The organism is Streptomyces sp. YJ-C3 (genome assembly GCF_053891275.1).
The window spans coordinates 5,796,688-5,817,930 of record NZ_CM132685.1 but is presented as its reverse complement, the minus strand read 5'-3'; the positions used below and the strand labels follow the sequence as shown (position 1 = coordinate 5,817,930).

General features: G+C 73.1%; 16 protein-coding genes. 13 read left to right on the top strand and 3 right to left on the bottom strand.

Annotated elements, in window-relative coordinates; all coding sequences use genetic code 11:
* Window positions 1-17 precede the first annotated feature (17 nt).
* Entirely contained in the window at window positions 18-2,063 is a 2,046-nt protein-coding gene (locus ACVHNB_RS25955) for a beta-galactosidase (protein ID WP_456226033.1), read from the top strand.
* A 58-nt stretch (window positions 2,064-2,121) separates the two neighbouring features.
* Window positions 2,122-4,152, top strand: a complete 2,031-nt coding sequence (locus ACVHNB_RS25950) for an RICIN domain-containing protein (RefSeq protein WP_456226032.1) — start codon at window positions 2,122-2,124, stop codon at window positions 4,150-4,152.
* A gap of 209 nt (window positions 4,153-4,361) precedes the next feature.
* Here ACVHNB_RS25950 and ACVHNB_RS25945 read toward each other — a convergent pair whose 3' ends face one another.
* Window positions 4,362-5,438 (bottom strand): FecCD family ABC transporter permease, encoded by a 1,077-nt coding sequence (locus tag ACVHNB_RS25945; protein ID WP_456226031.1) that lies wholly within the window; start codon window positions 5,436-5,438, stop codon window positions 4,362-4,364.
* Window positions 5,435-6,484, bottom strand: coding sequence for a FecCD family ABC transporter permease (locus ACVHNB_RS25940; protein ID WP_428956281.1), 1,050 nt, complete (start codon window positions 6,482-6,484; stop codon window positions 5,435-5,437). Before ACVHNB_RS25940 ends, ACVHNB_RS25945 begins: the two co-directional genes overlap by 4 nt.
* Before the next feature lie 89 nt (window positions 6,485-6,573).
* On the opposite strand from ACVHNB_RS25940, the gene fes reads away from it, so the two are divergent.
* From fes to ACVHNB_RS25890, 10 genes are all read left to right on the top strand, one after another.
* Window positions 6,574-7,896 (top strand): enterochelin esterase, encoded by a 1,323-nt coding sequence (gene fes, locus ACVHNB_RS25935; protein ID WP_456226030.1) that lies wholly within the window; start codon window positions 6,574-6,576, stop codon window positions 7,894-7,896.
* Window positions 7,897-7,946: 50 nt separating this feature from the next.
* On the top strand, window positions 7,947-8,936 hold the full coding sequence (locus tag ACVHNB_RS25930) for an ABC transporter substrate-binding protein (protein WP_428956283.1): 990 nt from the start codon (window positions 7,947-7,949) through the stop codon (window positions 8,934-8,936).
* Window positions 8,936-9,754: a 2,3-dihydro-2,3-dihydroxybenzoate dehydrogenase gene (locus tag ACVHNB_RS25925; protein WP_428957730.1), complete on the top strand. Its 819-nt coding sequence runs from the start codon at window positions 8,936-8,938 to the stop codon at window positions 9,752-9,754. Before ACVHNB_RS25930 ends, ACVHNB_RS25925 begins: the two co-directional genes overlap by 1 nt.
* Before the next feature lie 308 nt (window positions 9,755-10,062).
* The gene (locus tag ACVHNB_RS25920; RefSeq protein WP_456226029.1) at window positions 10,063-11,259 is read left to right on the top strand and encodes an isochorismate synthase; all 1,197 of its coding nucleotides are present in this window, start codon (window positions 10,063-10,065) and stop codon (window positions 11,257-11,259) included.
* Window positions 11,256-12,890 (top strand): (2,3-dihydroxybenzoyl)adenylate synthase, encoded by a 1,635-nt coding sequence (locus ACVHNB_RS25915; protein ID WP_456226028.1) that lies wholly within the window; start codon window positions 11,256-11,258, stop codon window positions 12,888-12,890. The genes ACVHNB_RS25920 and ACVHNB_RS25915 overlap by 4 nt, the downstream gene beginning before the upstream one ends.
* 12 nt (window positions 12,891-12,902) lie before the next feature.
* Window positions 12,903-13,544, top strand: coding sequence for an isochorismatase family protein (locus tag ACVHNB_RS25910; RefSeq protein ID WP_456226027.1), 642 nt, complete (start codon window positions 12,903-12,905; stop codon window positions 13,542-13,544).
* On the top strand, window positions 13,541-13,774 hold the full coding sequence (locus tag ACVHNB_RS25905) for a phosphopantetheine-binding protein (RefSeq protein ID WP_428956287.1): 234 nt from the start codon (window positions 13,541-13,543) through the stop codon (window positions 13,772-13,774). The genes ACVHNB_RS25910 and ACVHNB_RS25905 overlap by 4 nt, the downstream gene beginning before the upstream one ends.
* Window positions 13,771-17,655: an amino acid adenylation domain-containing protein gene (locus ACVHNB_RS25900; protein WP_456226026.1), complete on the top strand. Its 3,885-nt coding sequence runs from the start codon at window positions 13,771-13,773 to the stop codon at window positions 17,653-17,655. The genes ACVHNB_RS25905 and ACVHNB_RS25900 overlap by 4 nt, the downstream gene beginning before the upstream one ends.
* A 202-nt stretch (window positions 17,656-17,857) precedes the next feature.
* Window positions 17,858-18,661, top strand: coding sequence for a class I SAM-dependent methyltransferase (locus ACVHNB_RS25895; RefSeq protein ID WP_456226025.1), 804 nt, complete (start codon window positions 17,858-17,860; stop codon window positions 18,659-18,661).
* Window positions 18,662-18,729: 68 nt separating this feature from the next.
* Complete coding sequence (locus tag ACVHNB_RS25890) at window positions 18,730-19,620, top strand: NAD(P)-dependent oxidoreductase (RefSeq protein ID WP_428956290.1); 891 nt, start codon at window positions 18,730-18,732, stop codon at window positions 19,618-19,620.
* A gap of 10 nt (window positions 19,621-19,630) precedes the next feature.
* Here ACVHNB_RS25890 and ACVHNB_RS25885 read toward each other — a convergent pair whose 3' ends face one another.
* A complete protein-coding gene (locus tag ACVHNB_RS25885; RefSeq protein ID WP_456226024.1) occupies window positions 19,631-20,038 on the bottom strand; it encodes a CoA-binding protein in 408 nt (135 codons plus the stop codon).
* Between the two features lie 204 nt (window positions 20,039-20,242).
* Between ACVHNB_RS25885 and ACVHNB_RS25880 the strand changes: the two genes are divergently transcribed.
* On the top strand, window positions 20,243-21,241 hold the full coding sequence (locus ACVHNB_RS25880) for an arabinan endo-1,5-alpha-L-arabinosidase (RefSeq protein WP_456226023.1): 999 nt from the start codon (window positions 20,243-20,245) through the stop codon (window positions 21,239-21,241).
* Window positions 21,242-21,243: the final 2 nt, after the last annotated feature.

Sequence of the window (21,243 nt, the reverse complement as noted above, 5' to 3'; positions counted from 1 at the left end):
CTTCCGAAAGGACCTGCATGACCGCCCCCCTCACCTCCCGTTTCCCGTACGCGAAGGGCTCGGACGGCACCCGGCGCCTCGGCTACGGCGCCGACTACAACCCCGAGCAGTGGTCACGGGAGGTGTGGGCGGACGACATCCGGCTGATGCGCGAGGCCGGGGTGAACGTCGTCTCCCTCGCCATCTTCTCCTGGGCCCGGATCCAACCCGCCGCCGACACCTGGGACTTCGGCTGGCTCGACGAGATCATGGACCTGCTGCACGCGGGCGGCATCGGCGTCGACCTGGCGACGGCCACCGCGTCGCCGCCTCCGTGGCTGACCGCCGCGCACCCGGAGATCCTGCCGGTCACCGCGAGCGGAGAGACGCTGTGGCCCGGCGCCCGCCAGCACTGGCGGCCCACCTCGCCCGTCTTCCGCGCGCACGCGCTGGACCTCGTCCGCAAGATCGCGTCCCGCTACGCCGACCATCCGGCGCTGGTCGCCTGGCACGTCAACAACGAACTGGGCTGCCACAACGTCTATGACCACTCCGACGACGCGGCCCGCGCCTTCCGGGCCTGGCTGCGCCGCCGCTACACCACGCTCGACGCCCTCAACACTGCCTGGGGGACGGCGTTCTGGTCCCAGCGCTACAGCGACTGGGAGCAGCTCCTGCCGCCACGGCTCGCCGCCTCGCACCCGAACCCCACCCAGCAGCTCGACTTCAAGCGCTTCTCGTCGGACGCGCTCAAGGACCATCTCCTCGCCGAGCGCGCGATCCTGCGCGAACTCACTCCGGACACGCCCGTCACCACCAACTTCATGGTGATGGGCGGCACCAAGGGCATGGACTACGCGGACTGGGCGGGCGAGGTCGACTTCGTCGCCAACGACCACTACGTCATCCCCGGCCCGCAGGACCGCGACGAGCTGTCCTTCTCCGCCAACCTCAGCAGCGGCATCGCCGGCCATCGCCCCTGGTTCCTGATGGAGCACTCCACCAGCGCGGTGAACTGGCAGCCCGTCAACGTACCCAAGCTGCCCGGCGAGCTCGCCCGGGACTCGCTGCTGCACGTGGCGCACGGCGCCGACGCCGTCTGCTTCTTCCAGTGGCGCCAGTCGGTGGCGGGCGCCGAGAAGTACCACTCGGCGATGGTGCCGCACGCCGGCGCCGACAGCGAACTCTTCCGCTCCGTGGTCGAGCTGGGCCGCACCCTCGACGCGCTCGCCCCGGTTGCGGGCAGCGAGCGCGAGCCCGCCCGGGTGGCGATCCTCTTCGACTGGGACTCGTGGTGGACCAGCGAGCAGGACTCCCACCCCAGCTCGCGCCTCGACTACCACCGTGAGGCCCTCGACTGGTACTCGGCGCTGCACCGTCTCGGCATCCGCGCCGACGTCGTCCCGGCGCACCGCACCGACCTGTCCGCGTACGACGTCGTGATCGCGCCCGTGCTGCACGTGGTGCCGCAGCCGCTCGCCAAGGAGCTCACCCGGTACGTCGAGGGCGGCGGCCACCTCGTCACCACGTACTTCTCCGCGATCGTCGACGAGAACGACCACGTCTGGCTCGGCGGCTACCCGGGCGCCCTGCGCGACGTGCTCGGCATCCGGATCGAGGAGTTCGGGCCGCTGCTCGACGGCGACACCGTCGACCTGGACAACGGCACCACCGGCAGCCTGTGGACCGACCGGATCTCCGTCACCGGCACGGACGTCGAGGTGCTGGCCGGTTACCGGACCGGTGCCTACGCCTCCCGGCCGGCGGTCACCCGCCGCCGCACGGGCCGGGGCTCGGCCGCCTACGTCTCCACGCGCCTCGGTGCCGACGGCCTCGCCGCGCTGCTGCCCGGCCTGCTCGCACCGGCCGGAGTGAGCAGTGAACTCCCGGCGGAGGCACGGGGATCGGTCGAGACGGCGGTACGCCGCGACGGCGAGAGCCGCTACCTCTTCCTGGTCAACCGGAGCGACGAGCCGGTGGAGCTGCCCGGGATCACCGGTGACGTGCTCGTCGGCCCGGAGCCGGGCGACGCGCTGGTCCTGCCGTCGCGCGAAGTCGCCGTGCTCCGGCAGCCCGCCCGCTGAGCCGCACCACCACCGCAGCACCAACTTTCCGCCCGTAGCCATGAGTGGGGAGAGCACGTTGGCACGCCGTACCCGCACAAGACGTTTCCTCGGCCTCGTCGGCGCCGCCGCCCTGGTCTCCGGGGCCGCCCTGACCACCGCGCCGCCGGTGACCGCGGCGCCCGCGGCGGTCACGGTCACCCCCGATCCCTCGTACCGGCAGCAGCGGTTCGAGGGCTGGGGCACCAGCCTCGTCTGGTTCGCGAACGTCACCGGCGGCTACCCGAAGGAGATCCGGGAGAAGCTCGCCGACCTGCTCTTCGGCGACGACGGGCTCGCCCTCAATATCGCCCGCTACAACATCGGCGGCGGCAACGCCCCCGATGTACGGGACTACTTGAGGGCGGGCGGTGCGGTCGAGGGCTGGTGGCAGGCGCCCGCGGGCACCACGCGCCAGGACACCGACTGGTGGAACGCCGACGACCCGGCGGACTGGAACCCGGACGCCGACGCCACCCAGCGCTGGTGGGTGAACCGCATCAAGGACGACATCGATCACTGGGAGACGTTCAGCAACTCCCCGCCGTACTTCATGACGGAGAGCGGCTACGTCTCCGGAAACCTCGACGCGAACAAGGACCAGCTCAAGACCGGATCGGTCGACGACTTCGCGGCGTACGTCGCCGCAGTCACCGAGCGACTGGAGAAGGCGGAGGGCATCAAGGTCGACACCGTCGATCCGTTCAACGAGCCCAACACCGGCTACTGGGGCACGCAGTTGGGTGCCGACGGCGAGCCGACCGGCGGCCGGCAGGAAGGCGCGCACATAGGTCCCGAGCTCCAGCAGAAGGTCATCAAGGCCCTCGCGCCCGCCCTGAAGAAGGCCGGGACCGGGGCGGAGATCGCCGCGATGGACGAGACCAACCCGGGCATCTTCGCGACGAACTGGAACAGCTACCCGGCCGACGTGAAGGGCCTCGTCGGGCAGATGAACGTCCACACGTACGGCACCGGCGGCCGCACCACGGTCCGTAATCTCGCCAAGGCGGCCGACAAGCCGCTGTGGATGAGCGAGGTCGAGGGCGACTGGGGCGACGGGCAGTCCTTCACCGACATGCGGCCGGGCCTCGGGCTCGCCCAGCAGATGGTCGACGACCTGCGCGAACTGGAGCCCACCGCCTGGGTCTTCTGGCAGCCCGTCGAGGACCACGACAACATGAAGCCGGGCGGCGAGTCAGCGAAGGGCGGCAACTGGGGCGAGATCCAGCTCCCCTTCAGCTGCACCGCGAAGGACACCCTCGCGTCCTGCCCGGTCCGGACCAACACCAAGTTCGACACCGCCCGCAACTTCACGCACTACATCCGGCCGGGCGACAGCCTGGTCAAGGTCGACGACACCAGCAGCGCCGCGGCCGTCCCGGAGAACGGCAAGGGGGCGACGGTCGTCCACGTCAACCGCACGACCGACGCCCGTACGGTCACGCTGGACCTGTCCACGTTCGCGAAGATCCGCCACGGCGCCACCGTCACCCCGGTCGTGACCAGCGCCGACGGCAAGCTCCAGCGGCACGCGGCCGTCCCGGTCCGCGGCAAGAAGGCCACGTTCACGGTGCCGGCGCAGTCGGTGACCTCGTTCGTGGTCGACGGGGTGTCCGGCGTCGCGAAGGACGCGGCGACGCTGCGGAAGGGGCACACGTACGAGCTGACCGGCGTGCAGAGCGGCAAGGACCTCACGGTCGCCGACGACGGCGGCGGGCTCGTCATCAGGGCCGGGGCGTCCGGCGCCGGGCAGCGGTGGACGCTGCGGCAGATCAGCGGCCGGAGCGCGGACAACCGGAAGCAGTACGTGTTCGCCGGCGCGGCGAGCGGCAAGCGGCTCGCCGTACGCGACGACGTACCGGTCGTCGAGCCGAACACCGGACGGCGTGACGCGGCGGCCCGATGGATCCTGTCGTCGACCGGCGACGGCACGTACACCCTCGTCAACGCAGGGACCGGCAAGCTCCTCGAAGTCGGCGGGCAGGCCACGCACGACGGCGCTGCCGTCACCACGTATCAGCCCAACTCCGGGGCGAACCAACGGTGGAAGGTCACGGACGTGACGCCGTGACCGGACGGTCACCCACGCGCCCCACGGCCTCGTGCCGTGGGGCGCGCTCCTGTGCCACGGCACCGGCACGCGGCCCCCGGCGAAGGTGGCCGCCAGGCCGTCGGACGCCGGCCGACCCGTCGCGTACGGCACGCGCGACGAACTCCTCGCACCAGGCGGCCCGTACGCCCGGCCGGGGCGCCGAGCGGGCTCCGGTCAGGACCTTCCGGTCACACATGCTGCGCCCTGCGCTCCCGCAACAGCAGCCACGCCAGGAACAGGCCGCCGCCGACCCCGGTCACCACGCCCACCGGCATCAGCGCCGAACCGGTCACGCGCTGCGTCACCAGGTCCGCGGCCGTCACCAGAAGGGCACCCGTCCACGCGGAGGGCAGCACGTTCGGACCCGCCGCCCGGGTGACGCGGCGGGCCAGCTGGGGCGAGGCCATCGCGAGGAACGGGATCGGACCGGCCGCGGCCACCGCCATCGCGGTCAGGCCGGTGCCCGCGCACAGCAGGATCAGGCGGCTGCGCTCGGGCGGCACACCGAGCGCGCCCGCCGTGTCGTCGCCCATCTCCAGCATGGTCAGCCGCCGCCCGTACACCAGGACGACGGGAACACAGGCCACCAGGCCGAGCGCGGCCGTCCGCACCTCGCTCCAGCCGCGGTCGTTGAGGGAGCCGATCATCCAGCTCGCCGCCTGCGCCGCCTTGCCGATGTCGGCACGGATGTAGAGGAAGCTCGTCGCGGCCCGGAGCACCGCGGACACGCCGATGCCGACGAGCACGAGCCGGTATCCGTGCACACCGCGGCGCCAGGCCAGCAGATAGACCGCCGCGGCCGTGGCGAAACCGCCGAGCAGCGCGCCGAGGGCGGTCTGCGGCGCACCCGCGTTCAGGAAGATGATCGCGACGAGCGCACCCGCCGACGCGCCGTTGCCGAACCCGATGATGTCCGGGCTGCCCAGCGGATTGCGGGTGAGTGACTGGAAGACGGCGCCGGCCATCCCCGTCGCGAAACCGACCAGGACGGCCACGAGGGCCCGCGGCAGCCGGAGGTCCAGCACGATGAACTCGGCGCCGGGCGGCCCGTTCCCGGCGAACGTCCGCAGGACCTGTGCGGGCGACAGCTCGTAGGTGCCCGTGCCGACGGAGAGCACCACCAGGCACGCCGTGACCGCGATCAGCGCGAGGCAGACGAGCACCGTGCGCGGGTCGAAGCGGAGCGAGCAGCGCCCCGCGCGCAGCCGGCCCCGGCGCCACTCGGCGCGGACCGGCCGCTGTCCGTCCTTCACCAGGGTCGTCACAGCTGGGCCACCTTCCGCCGGCGGACGAGATGAATGAAGAGCAGGCCACCGAGGAACGAGGTGACGATGTCCGCCTGGATCTCGGACGGCGGCACCACGATCCGGCCGATCACGTCGGCCACGAGCAGCAGGGCGGGTGCGAACAGGGCGCAGTAGGGGAGCATCCAGCGCGGGTCGGGGCCGGTGAACGCGCGGACCGCGTGCGGGACCATCAGGCCGACGAAGCCGATCGGCCCGCACACGGCGGTGGCGCTGCCGCACAGCAGGGTGAGGGCCACGATGGACAGCACGCGGGTGCGCCGCACCGAGGTGCCGAGCGCGCGGGCATGGTCCTCGCCCAGCGAGAGGGCGCCGAGCGGCCGGGCCAGGGCAAAGGCCAGCAGGGCGCCGGCGATCAGCAACGGCAGAGCGGTGAGCAGGAGTTCGGGGTCGCGCTTCTCGAGCGTGCCGACGGACCAGTGGCGCATCGAGTCGAGGGTGCTCAGATCCCACAGCTGCAGGCCGTTCACGTAGCCGAACAGGGCCGCGTTGACGGCGGTGCCCGCGAGGGCGAGGCGGACCGGGGTCGCCGCGCGGGTGCCGCCCAGCGCGTTCACGAGCACGGCCGCGACGGCCGCGCCGAGCAGCGCGAACCACAGGTATCCGGTGAACGACGTGATGCCGAACACGCTGATCGCGGTGACGACGGCGGCCGACGACCCCGCGTTCACGCCCAACAGGCCCGGGTCGGCGAGCGGGTTGCGGGTCAGGACCTGCATCACGCCGCCGGCCAGACCGAGCGCCGCGCCGACGGCGATCCCGATGAGGGTCCGCGGCAGCCGCAGCTCTCTCACGATGTTCTCGAACCGGGAGTCCGAGGGCGAGAACAGGCCGGACCACACGTCGCCCGGCGGAATGTGCTCCGCGCCCACGGCCAGCGACAACGCGCACGCCGCGAGGAGGAGGACCACACCGAGGACCAGACCGGTGACCCGTGGGGGACGACTGCGGGGTGTGGCCGAGAGTCGCGGTGTTTCTCCCGGGCGGGGACGCGTTCCAGTCAGCATGTGATTAGCTTAGGCTAACCTTACTAAGTCTGCTAACAATTACGTTGACGAAAACGCCTGGTCGTTGACGGACCGGAGGAAGAGGAGCCATGCGCGTCCAGACCGCGGACCCCGCCGCCCTGTCGGACCACCGGCCGATCCGCGTCACCGGACCGCGCGTCGCGCACCTCCTGGAGTGCCTGACCGGGGCCGACGACGCCGGACGGGCCCGCCTCGCCGAGGAGTTCTGGCAGGACGTGACGGCCCTCGGCACCCCACTCGTCGAGGAGCTCGACGGCGAGCCCGACCACCGGGCCGTCACCTTCCTGTGGCGCGGCCACCGGGCCACCCGCCAGGTGCTGCTCCTGGCCAACCGGCTCGTCGACCGCGACGACCTGGCCGGATCCCTCCTGGAGCGCGCCGCCGGCACCGACATCTGGCACCTCGGACTGCGGCTGCGCGCCGACCACCGCGGCACCTACCGCCTCGCCGCCGACATCTCCGCCAAGGAGCCGCCCGCCGATCCCGGCATCCTCCAGACGCGCCTGCGCTCCCTCGCCGTGCACGCCTCCCGCGACCCGCTCAACCCCCGATCCCTGCCCACCCGTTGGACCGCGGCCGACACATCGGTCTTCGCCCTGCCGGACGCGCCCGCCGAGGCGTGGACGCGCCCGCCCGGCGCGATACCGGCCGGTCGCGTCGAGCGGCACCGCACGGCTGCCCCGCCGCTCGGCGGACACCGCGACGTCTGGACCTACCTGCCGCCCGGACGCCGCCCCGACGACGACCCGCTGCCCGTCCTGGTCCTCTGCGACGGCGACATGTGGCTCGGCCGCATCGGACTGCAGCACACCCTCGACGCGCTGATCGCCCAGGGGAAGCTGCCGCCGCTCGCCGTGCTCGCGCCCGACGCCGTCGACCGCGCCACCCGGAACCGCGAACTCGGCGCGCGGGACGCCTTCGTGGAATTCCTCGCCGACGCACTCCTGCCCTGGGCGGCCGGCCGCTGGCCCGTCACCGCCGACCCGGCCCGCACCGTCGTCGCCGGCCAGAGCCTCGGCGGCATGGCCGCCCTGCACGCCGGCCATCTGCGCCCCGACCGGTTCGGCCACGTGATCGCCCAGTCGCCGTCCCTGTGGTGGCGGCCCGGACTGCCGTCGGACGTACCGCAGAAACACGTCTTCGGGGTGCCCTGGCTCGTCGCCCGGTACGCCGCCGCCGAGCCGCGGCCCGTCACCGTCCACCTCGACGTCGGCCTGCACGAAGGCGCGATGGTCGACCACTGCAGGGCCCTCTACGACACCTTGCACTCGGCCCGCTACCAGGTCACCCGGCGCGAGTTCAACGGCGGGCACGTCTACGCCTGTTGGCACGTCGCCCTGGCCGACACCCTCATCCGCCTGCTGGGCCCCGGGCCCGGCAGGACCCACTAGTCCCCACGCGCCACCGTTCCACTCTTCTTGCCCTTAGGAGCATCACGCACATGTCCTCCAACCGAACCTCCCGCCGCGCGGTCCTGCTGTCCTGCACCGCCGCCGTCACGGGAGCCCTGCTCCTCAGCGCCTGCGGCAGCGACAACGGCGACGACAGTGACAGCGGCGGCAAGGACAAGGCGGCGGCCACCACGCGACAGATCACCGACGCCCAGGGCCGCGAGGTCAAGGTGCCCAGCGACCCGCAGAAGGTCGTCACGCTCAGCGAGCCGACCACCGACGCCACGCTGGCCCTCGGCATGGAACCGGTCGGTGTGACCGCGGGCCGCGGCCAGCGGGGCGTCTCCACCTACCTCGCCGACAAGGCGTCCACGGCGCAGGTCGTCGCCACCGTCGCCGAGGCCGACATGGAGAAACTGGCCGCGCTCCAGCCCGACCTGATCCTGCTCGACGAGACGACCGGCGCGAAGAAGACCGTCGACAAGCTCCAGGAGATCGCGCCGACCGTCGTCACCGCCAAGCTCAACGAGGACTGGAAGAAGTCCTTCACCGACACCGCCGACGCCCTCAACAAGAAGGCCGACGCCGAGAAGTGGCTGACGGACTTCGACAGCGAGGTCGCCGACGTCAAGAAGCGGCTCGGCGACAACGCCGGCACGTCCGTCTCCGTGATCCGCTGGCAGGACGGCGCGCCCTCGGTCGTCGGCAAGGGCGACGGCGTCGTCGCCTCCACCCTCAAGGCGCTCGGGACGACCCGGCCGAAGGACCAGCAGGGCGCGAGCACCGGCCACAGCGAGCCCGTCTCCCTGGAGAAGCTCGACACCATCGACGGCGACTGGCTGTTCTTCGGGACGCTCGGCGACAAGGCCGACGGCGAGAAGGCGTACGGCGAGGCGCAGAAGGTCACCAACTTCGCCAAGCTGCACGCCGAGAAGGACCAGCACGTCGTGGTCGTCGAGGGCTCGGCCTGGAACAGCGCCGGCGGCCCGCTCTCCGCGCAGATCGTCCTCGACGACCTCAAGGGGGCGCTCGCCAAGTGATATCCGGTCAGGTACACGCCGACATCTCCGCGGGAGAACTGGCCGGCCGGATCGCCCTCGTCACAGGGGCGGGCCGGGGCATCGGCGAGGCGGTGGTCGCCGCGCTCGCCGGGCGCGGCGCCCGCGTTCTGGCCACCGACCTCGACGGCCTCGCCGCCGAGAAGGTCGCGGCACGGTACGACGGCGACCACGTGGTCGCCCGCCCGCTCGACGTCACCGACGCCACCGCCGTCGAGACCCTCGTCGCCGCCGCCGAGGACACGCTCGGACCGCTGGACATCGCGGTCAACGTCGCCGGAATCCTGCGCAGCGCACCCGCCGTCGAGCTCAGCGACGAGGACTGGGCCGCCACCTTCGCGGTCAACACCAACGGCGTCTTCCACGTCTCCCGCTCCACCGCCCGCCGGATGAGCGCACGCGGCGCGGGCAGCATCGTCACCGTCGCCTCCAACGCGGCCGGCATCCCCCGCGCCGGCATGTCCGCGTACGCCGCGTCGAAGGCCGCCACCGCGATGTTCACCAAATGCCTCGGCCTCGAAGTCGCCGCGCGTGGCGTGCGCTGCAACACCGTCTGTCCCGGCTCGACCCTCACCGACATGCAGCGCGGCATGTGGGCGGAGTCCGGCGCCGACATCGAGGCGGCCCGGCGCTCCGTCATCGAGGGCGACCTCGGAGCCCACCGCACCGGCATCCCGCTCGGCCGGATCGCGGACCCGGCCGACATCGCGGAGGCCGTGGCGTTCCTCGCCTCCGACCGCGCCCGGCACATCACGCTCCACGACCTGTACGTCGACGGCGGCGCGACGCTCCGCGGGTAGCGGGGTCCGCCTTCTCGTCCGCCGGGGGCGCTTGTTCGGCGGGTGCGGGTGGGTGGCGGCTGGTCGCGCAGTTCCCCGCGCCCCTGGAGATGCGCACTGCGTGCGCCATCTCCCATCGATGAAGGCGAGCGGCGAAGCCGCAGCCTTCAGGGGCGCGGGGAACTGCGCGAGAAGCCCCACGCACCCGCACCCGCCCCACGCACCCGCACCCGCCCCACGCACCCGCACCCGCCACGGCGAAAGGGCGCACCGACCCCCGCCCCCACGCTCCCGCGCCCCCACTCCACCCCCACACCCAGGAGGCAACGATGACCACGTCCGTCCACGAACCCGTCACCACCCCACCGGAGGTGACCGGCACAGCGACCGCCCTCCTCGACGACTACCGCCCGCACTCCGACCGTTTCCTCGCCACGCCCCACCGCACCCTCCTCGGCCACGGCATCGCCGCCGAACTCCCGCACGACGAGAGGCCGTTGGGCCAGCGGGTGCGCGCCCTCCTCGACGACCGCCGCCGCGCGGGCCACCCCGACCCCGTCGTCATGGGCGCCCTGCCGTTCGACCCCGCCGCGCCGCCCGCCCTCACCGTCCCGGAGAACGTGCGCTGGGCGCCGCCGCTGCGCGAGGACCCGCTGATCGCCCTGCCCGTGCCGCCCCCCGAGAACGCGGCCGACTGGCAGGTCAGGGAGGTGCCCGCCGCCGAGGAGTACGGCGCCGCGGTCGCCGCGGCCGTCGCCCGCATGCGGGCCGGGGAGTTCGACAAGGTCGTCCTCGCCCGCACCCTCGAACTGACCGGCCCGGTCGCCCCCGACCTGCCCGCGATGCTGCGCCGCCTGGCCCGCCGCGACCCCGCGGGCTACACGTTCGCCGTGCCCAGCGGCGCCGGCCGCACGCTCATCGGCGCGAGCCCCGAACTCCTCGTCGCCCGGCGCGGACCGACCCTCACCGCGAACCCGCTCGCCGGGTCCGCGCCCCGCAGCGCCGACCTCGCCGAGGACGTCCGGCGCGCCGCCGCGCTCCTCGAGTCCCCGAAGGACCTGCACGAACACGCCGTCGTCGTGGCCGCCGTACGCGCCGCGCTCGCCCCGTTCTGCAGCCGCCTCGACGTCCCCGAGCGCCCCACCCTGGTGCGTACGGCCGCGATGTGGCACCTGTCGACCACCGTCACCGGGGAGCTCGCCGACACCGCCACCACCGCCCTCGACCTCGCCTCGGCACTGCACCCGACCCCGGCCGTCTGCGGCACCCCCACGGATGTGGCCCGCGCGGTGATCGCGGACTCCGAGCCGTTCGACCGGGGCGCGTACACCGGCATGGTCGGCTGGCAGAACGCGGACGGCGACGGCGAATGGGTCGTCACCATCCGCTGTGCCGAGGCCGAGGGCGGACTGCTCCGCCTGTTCGCCGGCGCCGGTGTCGTGGCCGCCTCGTCACCGGAGGCCGAGACCGCCGAGACCGGCGCCAAATTCCGAACGTTCCTCAACGCCGTGGGGGCGAGCCTGTGAAGACCGCCGCCTCCACGGTCCCGGACGCGCCCACCTGGCCCGCCGAGTTCGCCGAGCGGTACCGGGCCGCCGGCTACTGGCGCGGCGAGACCTTCCCCGGCATGCTGCGCGAGCGCGCCGACTCCCACCCCGACCGCATCGCCCTCGTCGATCCCGCGCCGGCCCGCCGCACCTGGACCTACCGTGAACTCCACGAGCGGGCCGAGGAGTTGGCGGCCGGGTTCGCCGCCCGGGGCATCGGCACGGGGGACCGCGTCGTCGTCCAGCTCCCGAACGTCGGCGAGTTCGTCGAGGTCGTCTTCGCCCTCTTCCGGATCGGCGCCCTGCCCGTGTACGCGCTGCCCGCCCACCGCGAGACGGAGATCGCCTACTTCTGCTCGTTCGCCGAGGCCGTCGCCTACGTCATACCCGACCGGCACGCGGGCTTCGACCACCGCGAACTGGCCGCCCGCGTCAAGCAGAACACGCCGAGCCTGCGCCACGTCTTCGTCGCCGGAGAGGCGGGGGAGCACACGCCCCTGGCGGACGTGCTCGGCGAACCGGCCGCGCTCGACCGCGGGCCCGAGCCCCATGACCTCGCCTTCCTCCAGCTCTCCGGCGGCACCACCGGCGTCCCCAAACTGATCCCGCGCACCCACGACGACTACCTGTACTCGCTGTGGGGCTCGAACGAGATCTGCGGCGTCGACGCCGGGACCCGCTTCCTGGTCGTCCTGCCCGCCGCCCACAACTTCCCCATGAGCTCGCCGGGTTGGCTCGGCGTGCTGTACGCGGGCGGCACCGTGGTGATGTCCCCGGGCACCGACCCCGAGACGGCGTTCCCGCTCGTCGCGGCGGAGCGGATCACCATGACGGGCCTCGTCCCGCCGCTCGCCCTCGTGTGGACGGGGGCAGGGCCCGATACGCGGTACGACCTGAGTTCTCTGGAGCTGATCCTCGTCGGCGGCGCCAAGTACAGCGAGGCGGCCGCCCGTCGCCTCACGCCCGCGCTCGGCTGCCCGCTCATGCAGGTCTTCGGCATGGCCGAGGGCCTGGTCAACTACACCCGCCTGGACGACGACCCGGAGACGGTCGTCACCACGCAGGGCCTGCCGATCTCCCCGGACGACGAGATCCGCATCGTCGACGACGCCGACGAGGACGTCCCCGAGGGCGCGTTCGGCCATCTGCTGACCCGGGGTCCGTACACGATCCGCGGCTACTGGCGCGCCCCCGAGCACAACGCCCGCGCCTTCACCGACGACGGCTTCTACCGCACCGGCGACATCGTGCGCCGCACCCCGACCGGGCACCTGGTCGTCGAGGGCCGGGCCAAGGACCAGATCAACCGGGGCGGCGAGAAGGTCGCCCCCGAGGAGATCGAGAACATCATCCTCGCCCACCCCGCGGTCCACGACGTCTCGGTCGTCGCCGTGCCCGACGCGTACCTCGGCGAGCGCTCCCTGGCCTACGTGATCCTGCGCGAGGGCGCCGAACCGCTCAAGCCCGTCGCCGTGAAGCGGTTCGTGCGGGAACGGGGGATCGCCGCGTACAAGGTCCCCGACCTCGTCGAGTTCGTCGACGTCTTCCCGCAGACCGGCATCGGCAAGGTCAGCAAGAAGCAGCAGCGGTCCGCCGCCGAACAGCACTGAGAGGCCCCCACCATGGCACTGCCCGCCATCGCCGCCTACCCCCTGCCCCGCCCGGACGAGCTGCCGGCCAACCGCGTCACCTGGACCGTCGACCCCGCGCGCGCCGTCCTGCTCGTCCACGACCTGCAGCACCACTTCCTCGCCAAGTACCCCCAGAACGCGGAGCCGTTGACGGGCATGCTCGACAACACCGTCCGGCTCCTCAAGGAGAGCCGGCGGCTCGGCATCCCCGTCTTCTACTCCGCGCAGCGCGGCGGCCAGACACCCGAGGAACGCGGACTGCAACTCGACTTCTGGGGGCCCGGCGTCGCCGACGACCCGGCGGCGCTCGCCATGCCGGAGGCCGTCGCGCCCGAGGCCGGCGACACGGTCCTCACCAAGTGGAAGTACAGCGCCTTCGTGCGCACCGAACTCGAGTCGCTGATGCGGGAGTCGGGCCGCGACCAGCTGGTCGTCGTCGGCGTCTACGCCCACATCGGCGTCCTCATCAGCGCCGCCGACGCCTGGATGCGCGACATCCAGGCGTTCGTCGTCGCCGACGCCGTCGCCGACTTCACCCGCGAGGACCACGCCATGGCCCTGCGCTGGGCGGCGGGCCGCTGCGCCGTCGTCACCACCACCGACGCCCTCATCGAGGAGGTACGCACCGCATGACCCTCACCGTGGAACAGATCCGCGCCGACGTCGCCGACTGCCTCGGCGAGAACCCCGCCGACATCCCCGTCGACGAGAACCTCGTCGACCACGGCCTCGACTCCGTCCGCATCATGACCCTCCTGGAACGCTGGCGGCGCGACCACGGCGTCACCGCCTCCTTCGTCGACCTCGCCGAGAAGCCCGCCGTGGACGCCTGGGCCGCGCTGCTGGGGGTGGCCGCCGCATGACCGTGGTCATCAGGGAGGACACCGGCATGCGTGACCTCGTCCTGCCGCTCACCGCCGCCCAGTCCGGCATGTGGTTCGCCCAGGCCCTCGATCCGCTCAGCCCCGCGCAGAACACGGCCGAGTACCTGGAGATCGACGGGGAGCTCGACCCCGCCGTCTTCGCCGCCGCACTGCGCCGCGTCATCGCCGAGACCGACGCCCTGCGCGTCCGCGTCGAGGACACCCCCGACGGGCCGCGCCAACGGATCTCCGCCTTCGTCGAGCTGCCGCTCACCGTGCGCCGCGACCTGGACGCGGAACAGGCGCTCGCCTGGATGCGCGAGGATCTCGACCGGCCCTGCGACCTGGCGGCCGGGCCGCTGTTCGCGCACGCCCTCTTCCGGGTGGGGGAGCGGCGCTGGTTCTGGTACCAGCGCGTCCATCACCTCGTCATCGACGGCTTCGGGCACTCCCTGCTGGTGCGCCGCACCGCCGAGGTCTACACGGCGCTGGTGAACGGCACCGACCCCGGCCCGCGCCCGTTCGAGACGCTGGCCGACCTGCTCGCGCTCGACGCCGAGTACCGGTCGTCGCCGGACCACGCGGCCGACCGCGCGCACTGGAGCGCGGCCTTCGCCGACCGGCCCGAGGCATCGCGTCTCTCGGGCCGCGGCGCCCTGCCGTCGCGCACCTTCCGCCGCCGCACGACACAGCTGCCGCCGGACACGACGGAACAGCTGCGCGAACTCGCCGCACGCACCCGCGCCACCTGGCCCGACGTGTTCATCGCCGCGCAGGCCCTGTACACCGCGCGGGCCACCGGCCGCACCGAGGTCGTCCTCGGCCTGCCGATGATGGGCCGCATGGGCTCGGTGGCCCTGCGCGTGCCCGGCATGGTCATGAACGTGCTGCCGCTGCGCCTGACCGTCACCCCGGAGGCGACCTTCACCGAGCTCGTCCGCCACGTCGTCCTGGGCGTACGCGAGGCACGGCGCCACCAGCGCTACCGCTACGAGGACATCCGCCGCGACCTCGGCCTGCTCGGCGAGAACCGCGGCCTCGTCGGCCCGCTCGTCAACGTCATGCCGTTCGACTACGCCACCGACTTCGCGGGCGCCCCGGCGCGGGCCCACAACCTGTCGGCGGGCCCGGTCGACGGCCTCACCGTCAACATCTACGACCGCGCCGACGGCCGCGGCCTGCGCATCGACCACGACGGAAACCCGGCCCTGTACGAGGACGACGACCTCGCCGCGCACCAGGCCCGGTTCGTCGACCTCCTGCGACGCCTCGCGCGCACGGACCCCGACACCCCGCTCGCCGGCCACCCCATCGCGACACCGGCCGAACTCGCCCTGGTCATCGATGAGTTCAACCGCACGGAACGCGCCCTGCCCCCGACGACCCTCATCGGACCGATCGGCGCGCAGGCGGCCCGCACCCCGGACGCGGTGGCGCTGGTCCACGGCGACACCACCCTGACCTACGCCGAACTCGACACCCGCGCCAACCGGCTGGCCCGGCACCTGCAGAGCCTCGGCGCCCGGCCGGGCGAGATCGTGGCGGTCTCCGTGCCCCGGTCCGCCGACCTGGTCGTGGCGCTCCTGGCCGTCCTGAAGTCCGGCGCCGCGTACCTGCCGCTCGACCCGGACTATCCCGAGCAGCGCCTCGCGTACATGCTCGACGACGCCCGGCCCGTGTGCGCGGTCACCGACCGCGCGGGCCGACTGCCCGCCGGCGGCGGGACGCCGCTCGTGGTCCTCGACGGCCTGGACGTCTCCCCGTACGCCCCGGTCGACCCGGCCCGCGCGCTCACCCCCGCGCATCCCGCGTACGTCATCTACACCTCCGGGTCGACCGGCCGCCCCAAGGGCGTCGTCGTGCCGCACTCGGCGATCGACAACCGGCTGCGCTGGATGCAGCACGCGTATCCGATCGGCGCCGACGGCCGGGTGCTGCAGAAGACACCCTCGTCGTTCGACGTGTCCGTGTGGGAGTTCTTCTGGCCGCTGCGCCAGGGCGCGACACTGGTCGTCGCCGAGCCGGGCGGTCACCGGGACCCGGCCTACCTGGCCCGGCTGATCCGTGAACAGGCCGTCACCACCTGCCACTTCGTCCCGTCGATGCTCCAGGTCTTCCTGGCCGAGGCCGACGCCCCCTCGTGCGGGACGGCGCTGCGCCGCGTGTTCTGCAGCGGCGAGGCACTGCCGCGCGACACGGCGAGCACCTTCGCTCGGGCGCTGCCGGGCGTCGAGCTGCACAACCTGTACGGCCCGACCGAGGCCGCCGTCGACGTCACCTACCACGCCTGCGCGCCGGACGGCACGGGCCCGGTGCCCATCGGACGCCCCGTCTGGAACACCCGTCTGTACGTCCTCGACCCGGCCGGACAGCCGTGCCCGCCCGGTGTCGTGGGTGAACTGCACCTGGCCGGGAGGCAGTTGGCGGACGGATATCTGAACCGCGACGAACTGACGGCGGACCGCTTCGTCCCCGACCCCTTCCGGGGCGGCCGGATGTACCGCACCGGTGACCTCGCCCGCTGGACCGAGCGCGGCGAGGTCGAGTACCTCGGCCGCACCGACCACCAGGTCAAGCTGCGCGGCCAGCGCATCGAACCCGGTGAGATCGAGGCCGCGCTCGCGGCGCAGCCCGGCGTCGACGGCGCCTGCGCCCTGGTGCGCGAGGACCGCCTGGTCGGCTACGTGACCGGCGACGCGGACCCCGTCCGGCTGCGCGCCGCGCTGGCCCGCGAACTCCCCGAGCACATGGTCCCGTCCGCCGTCGTCCCGCTGCCCGCCTTCCCGCTCACCCCCAACGGCAAGCTGGACCGCGGCGCCCTGCCCGCCCCGGTCTTCGCCGGCAGCGGCGCCGCGGGGCGCCCCACGAACCGGCGCGAGGAGACGCTGACCCGCCTCTTCGCCGAGGTCCTCGGCGTCGCGCAGGCGGGCCCGGACGACGCCTTCTTCGACCTGGGCGGCACCTCGCTCCTCGCGGTACGCCTCGTCGCCCGGATCCGCGAGGAACTCGGCGCCGAGCTGACCATCGGCTCCCTCTTCGAGGCCCCGACACCGGCCGCGCTGGCCGCCCGCACCACCGATGCGTCCCCCGTGTCCGGCGACGCCCTCGACGTGATCCTGCCGCTGCGCCCCCAGGGCGAGCGCCCGCCCCTCTTCGCGATCCACCCGGCGGGCGGCATCTCCTGGTGCTACGCGGGCCTGACCGCCCGTCTCGACCGGGACCAGCCGGTGCACGGCATCCAGGCCCGCGGCCTGACGACGGACGCGCCGCTGCCGGCCACGCTGTGGGAGCAGGCCGCCGACTATGTGTCCCGCATCCGTGAGATCCGGCCGCACGGCCCCTACCGGCTGCTCGGCTGGTCCGTCGGCGGCATCCTCGCGCACACCGTCGCCGTCCTGCTCCAGGAAGCGGGGGAGCGGGTCGACCTCCTCGCGCTCCTGGACGCCTTCCCCGCGGAACAGTGGCGCGAGCGCCCGGCCCCGGAGGAGGGCGACGCGCTCACCGCGGTGCTGCGCATGGCCGGATTCGAGCGCGGCACCGAACGCACCCGCGACGACGTCCTCGCCACCCTCCGCACGGCGGGCAGCCCCCTGGCGGGCCTCACCGACGGCACGCTGTCCCGCATCGTCGACATCGTGCCGAACCACGCCCGCATGATGCGCGCCCACACCCATCGCCGCTTCGACGGCGACGTCCTGTTCTTCACGGCGGCGGCGCCCCGCCCGGAGAGCTGGCTGACCCGCGAGGCCTGGCGCCCGCACGTGACCGGCGAGGTGGCCAACCACGACCTGCCGTGCACGCACCCGGAGTTGCTGCGGGACGACCACGTGGAGGTGATCGCGAAGGCGCTGTCCCTGCGCCTGGACCGGCTCGCCGACTGAGGCCGTGCGGTCCCGCCCCGCTCACCCGGGCGGGACCGCGACGCCCGCGACAGGAGTGATCACGAAGCGGCCGCGACCGGCGTCCGCACTCCGTCCCGTGCGCCGCGGGAACCCAGCCCGGTCAGCGGCCGGGACCCGTCTGGCGGGACTGCCGGTCCGGTTCTGAGCCGGGCACCCGGCGCGGGCCCGTAGCGTGGCCCGGATGACCGATCAGGACCGTGAACGCCTGCGCCGCACCTTCACCGAGGACGCCGAACTCTACGACCGCATGCGGCCCGGCTATCCGCCGCAGCTGTACGACGACCTGGCGGACCTCGCGGGGGCGGGCCCCGGCTGCCGGGTCCTCGAAGTGGGCCCCGGAACGGGCCAGATGACCGTGCCGCTCGCCGAGCGCGGCTGCCGGATCGTCGCGGTGGAGCTCGGCACCGCGATGGCCGCGGTGGCCGGCCGCAAGCTGGCGGACCGTCCCGGGGCGGAGGTCGTCGTCGCCGAGTTCGAGACGTGGCCGCTGCCGCCCCACCCCTTCGACCTGGTGCTCGCGGCGACGTCCTGGCACTGGATCGACCCGAGGATCCGGGTGGCGAAGGCCGCCGACGCGCTGCGCCCCGGCGGGAGCCTCGCGACGGTGTCGACCCATCACATCAAGGGCGGCACCGAGCCGTTCTTCGCCGCGGCCCAGCGCTGCTACGAGCGGTTCGACCCGACGACCCGGCCCGGCATCACCCTGGAACCCGCGTCGCGGATCCCCAGGGACAGCGCGGAACTGGCGGAATCGGACTCCTTCACCTCGGTCGTCTTCCGCCGCTACGAATGGGACGCGACGTACACGGCAGAGCAGTACCTCGACCTGCTGTCGACCTACTCGGGCCACCGCGACCTCGACGCCACGGCGCGCGCCGGACTGTACGACTGTCTCGCCGCCCTCATCGACCGACGGCACGGCGGACATGTCACCAAGCGCTACATGACGGAACTTCGCCTCGCCCGCCGCGCGGGAGCCGGGTGAGCCGCTTCCGGCCGGATGCGCGGGCCTAAGCTCGACCGGCACGCAACGACAAGGGAGCTGACGACACCATGAGCGACAGGCCGACCGTAGCGGTGCTGGGCACCGGGATCATGGGCGCGGCGATGGCCCGGAACATCGCACGGGCCGGACACCCCGTCCGGGCCTGGAACCGCAGCCGCGACAAGGCCGAACCGCTGGCCGCCGACGGCGTGCACATCGCCGACACCCCGGCCGAGGCCGTGGCGGACGCCGACATCGTCCTGACGATGCTCTACGACGGGCCCGCCGCCCTGGACACCATGCGGCAGGCCGCGGACGGGCTGCGGCCGGGCGCCGCCTGGCTGCAGTCGACCACCGCGGGCCTCGACGCGCTCGACGACCTGGCCGCTTTCGCCGCCGCCCACGACCTGGTCCTCTTCGACGCGCCGGTGCTCGGCACCCGCCAGCCCGCGGAGGCCGGACAGCTCCTGGTCCTCGCCGCGGGCCCGAGCGCGCACCGGGACACCGTGACGCCCGTCCTCGACGCCGTCGGCACGCGCACCGTGTGGACCGGCGAGGACGGCGCGGCCGGCTCCGCGACCAGGCTGAAGCTCGTGGCCAACAGCTGGGTGCTGGCCGCCACCAACGCCGCCGGCGAGGTGCTCGCCCTGTCGCAGGCGCTCGGCGTGGACCCGCAGAACTTCTTCGACGCCATCGCGGGCGGCGGCCTGGACATGCCCTATCTGCGACTCAAGGCGGGCCTGGTCCTGGAGGACCGGCTCACCCCCGCCCAGTTCGCGGTGTCCACGGCCGCGAAGGACGCCCGCCTGATCGTCGAGGCGGGGCGGCAGCACGGCGTCCGCCTCGACGTCGCCGAGGCGAGCGAGGCCCGGCTGACCCGCGCCGCCGACCAGGGGCACGGGGACGAGGACATGGCCGCCGCCTACTTCGCCTCCTTCGAGGAGGACCCCGCGCGGTGACGAGCCGCGCTCAGCCGAGCCGCGGGATCTCGATCGCCGGGCACCGGTCCATCACCATGTCCAGGCCGGCCGCGCGGGTGCGCTCGTAGGCCGCCTCGTCGATGACCCCGAGCTGGAACCAGACGGCCTTGGCGCCGGCGGCGACGGCCTCGTCGGCGACGGGACCCGCGAGCTCGCTGTTGACGAAGACGTCGACCACGTCGACCGGGAAGGGAACGGCCTCCAGCGACGGATAGCCCTGCTCCCCGTGCACCGTCTCGGCCTTCGGGTGCACGGGGACGACCCGCTTGCCGAAGCGCTGCAGCACCTCGGCGACCCCGTACGCGGCGCGCGCCCGGTTCGACGACAGCCCGACGACGGCCCACGTGTCGCCGGACTCCGTGAGGATCTTCCGGATGGTGCCTGGTTCGGCGTACATGCTGACTCCCTAGCGACGCGGAACTTCCTGTCCCCGGGCAACCTCTCAGGGACGCCACGGATTCCAGGATGTCGGCCGGCCCGGCGGAAACCATTGACGCAACACGCCTTCGATTCTACGGTCCCGTCCGAAGTCGCGACCACTGTCCGGGATTTCGGACACATGGATCCGTCGAGCCGTCCCCGCAGCGCCAAGGAGCCCCGCGTGAGCCGCACCTCCCGCCGTACCTCCGGCCGCACCTCCCGCCGCACCAGAACCGCCCTGCTGGCCGTCCCCGCGGCCCTCGTCCTCGCCCTGGTCCCGTCGGCCGCGTCCGCGTACCCGAACCCCGGGCACGTGACCGGCGACACCGTCGTCCACGACCCGACCATGATCCGTACCCCGGCCGGGAAGTACCTGCTGTACGCGACCGGCGGCGGGCTCGGGTCCCGTACCTCGGGCGACCGGATCGCGTTCACGGCCGGCGCCGACGCGTTCGGCGGCAAGCCGTCGTGGTGGTCGTCGTACGCCACCGAGGCCTGGGCGCCCGACATCTCGTACCACGGCGGCAAGTACCTGATGTACTACGCCGTCTCGACCTTCGGCTCCAACAAGTCGGCGATCGGCCTGGCCGGTTCCAGCACCGGACTGCCCGGCTCGTGGACCGACCACGGCATCGTCCTGACCTCCACCACATCCAGCGACTACAACGCCATCGACCCGAACCTCTTCGTCGACGACGACGGGAAGTGGTGGCTGTCGTTCGGGAGCTGGTGGACCGGCATCAAGATGATCCGGATCGACCCGTCCACCGGCAAGCAGTACGCGGGCGACACCACCCGCTACGCCCTCGCCTCCCGCCCGAGCGGGACCAAGGCCGTCGAGGCCCCCTCCCTCGTCAAGCGCGGCGGCTCCTACTACCTGTTCGCCTCGTACGACGTGTGCTGCTCCGGCACCTCCTCCACGTACAAGGTGAAGGTCGGGCGCGCGAGCAGCGTCAAGGGCCCGTACTACGACAAGAACGGCGTCGCCCTGATGAACAACGGCGGCACGCCCGTGCTGGAGTCGCACGGCAGCGTCATCGGGCCGGGCGGGCAGTCGATCATGAACGACGCGGACGGCGACCTGATCGTCTACCACTACTACGACGGCAACGACAACGGCACACCGAAGCTCGGCGTCAACCTCCTTGACTGGAGCAGCGGCTGGCCCGTCGCGTACTGATC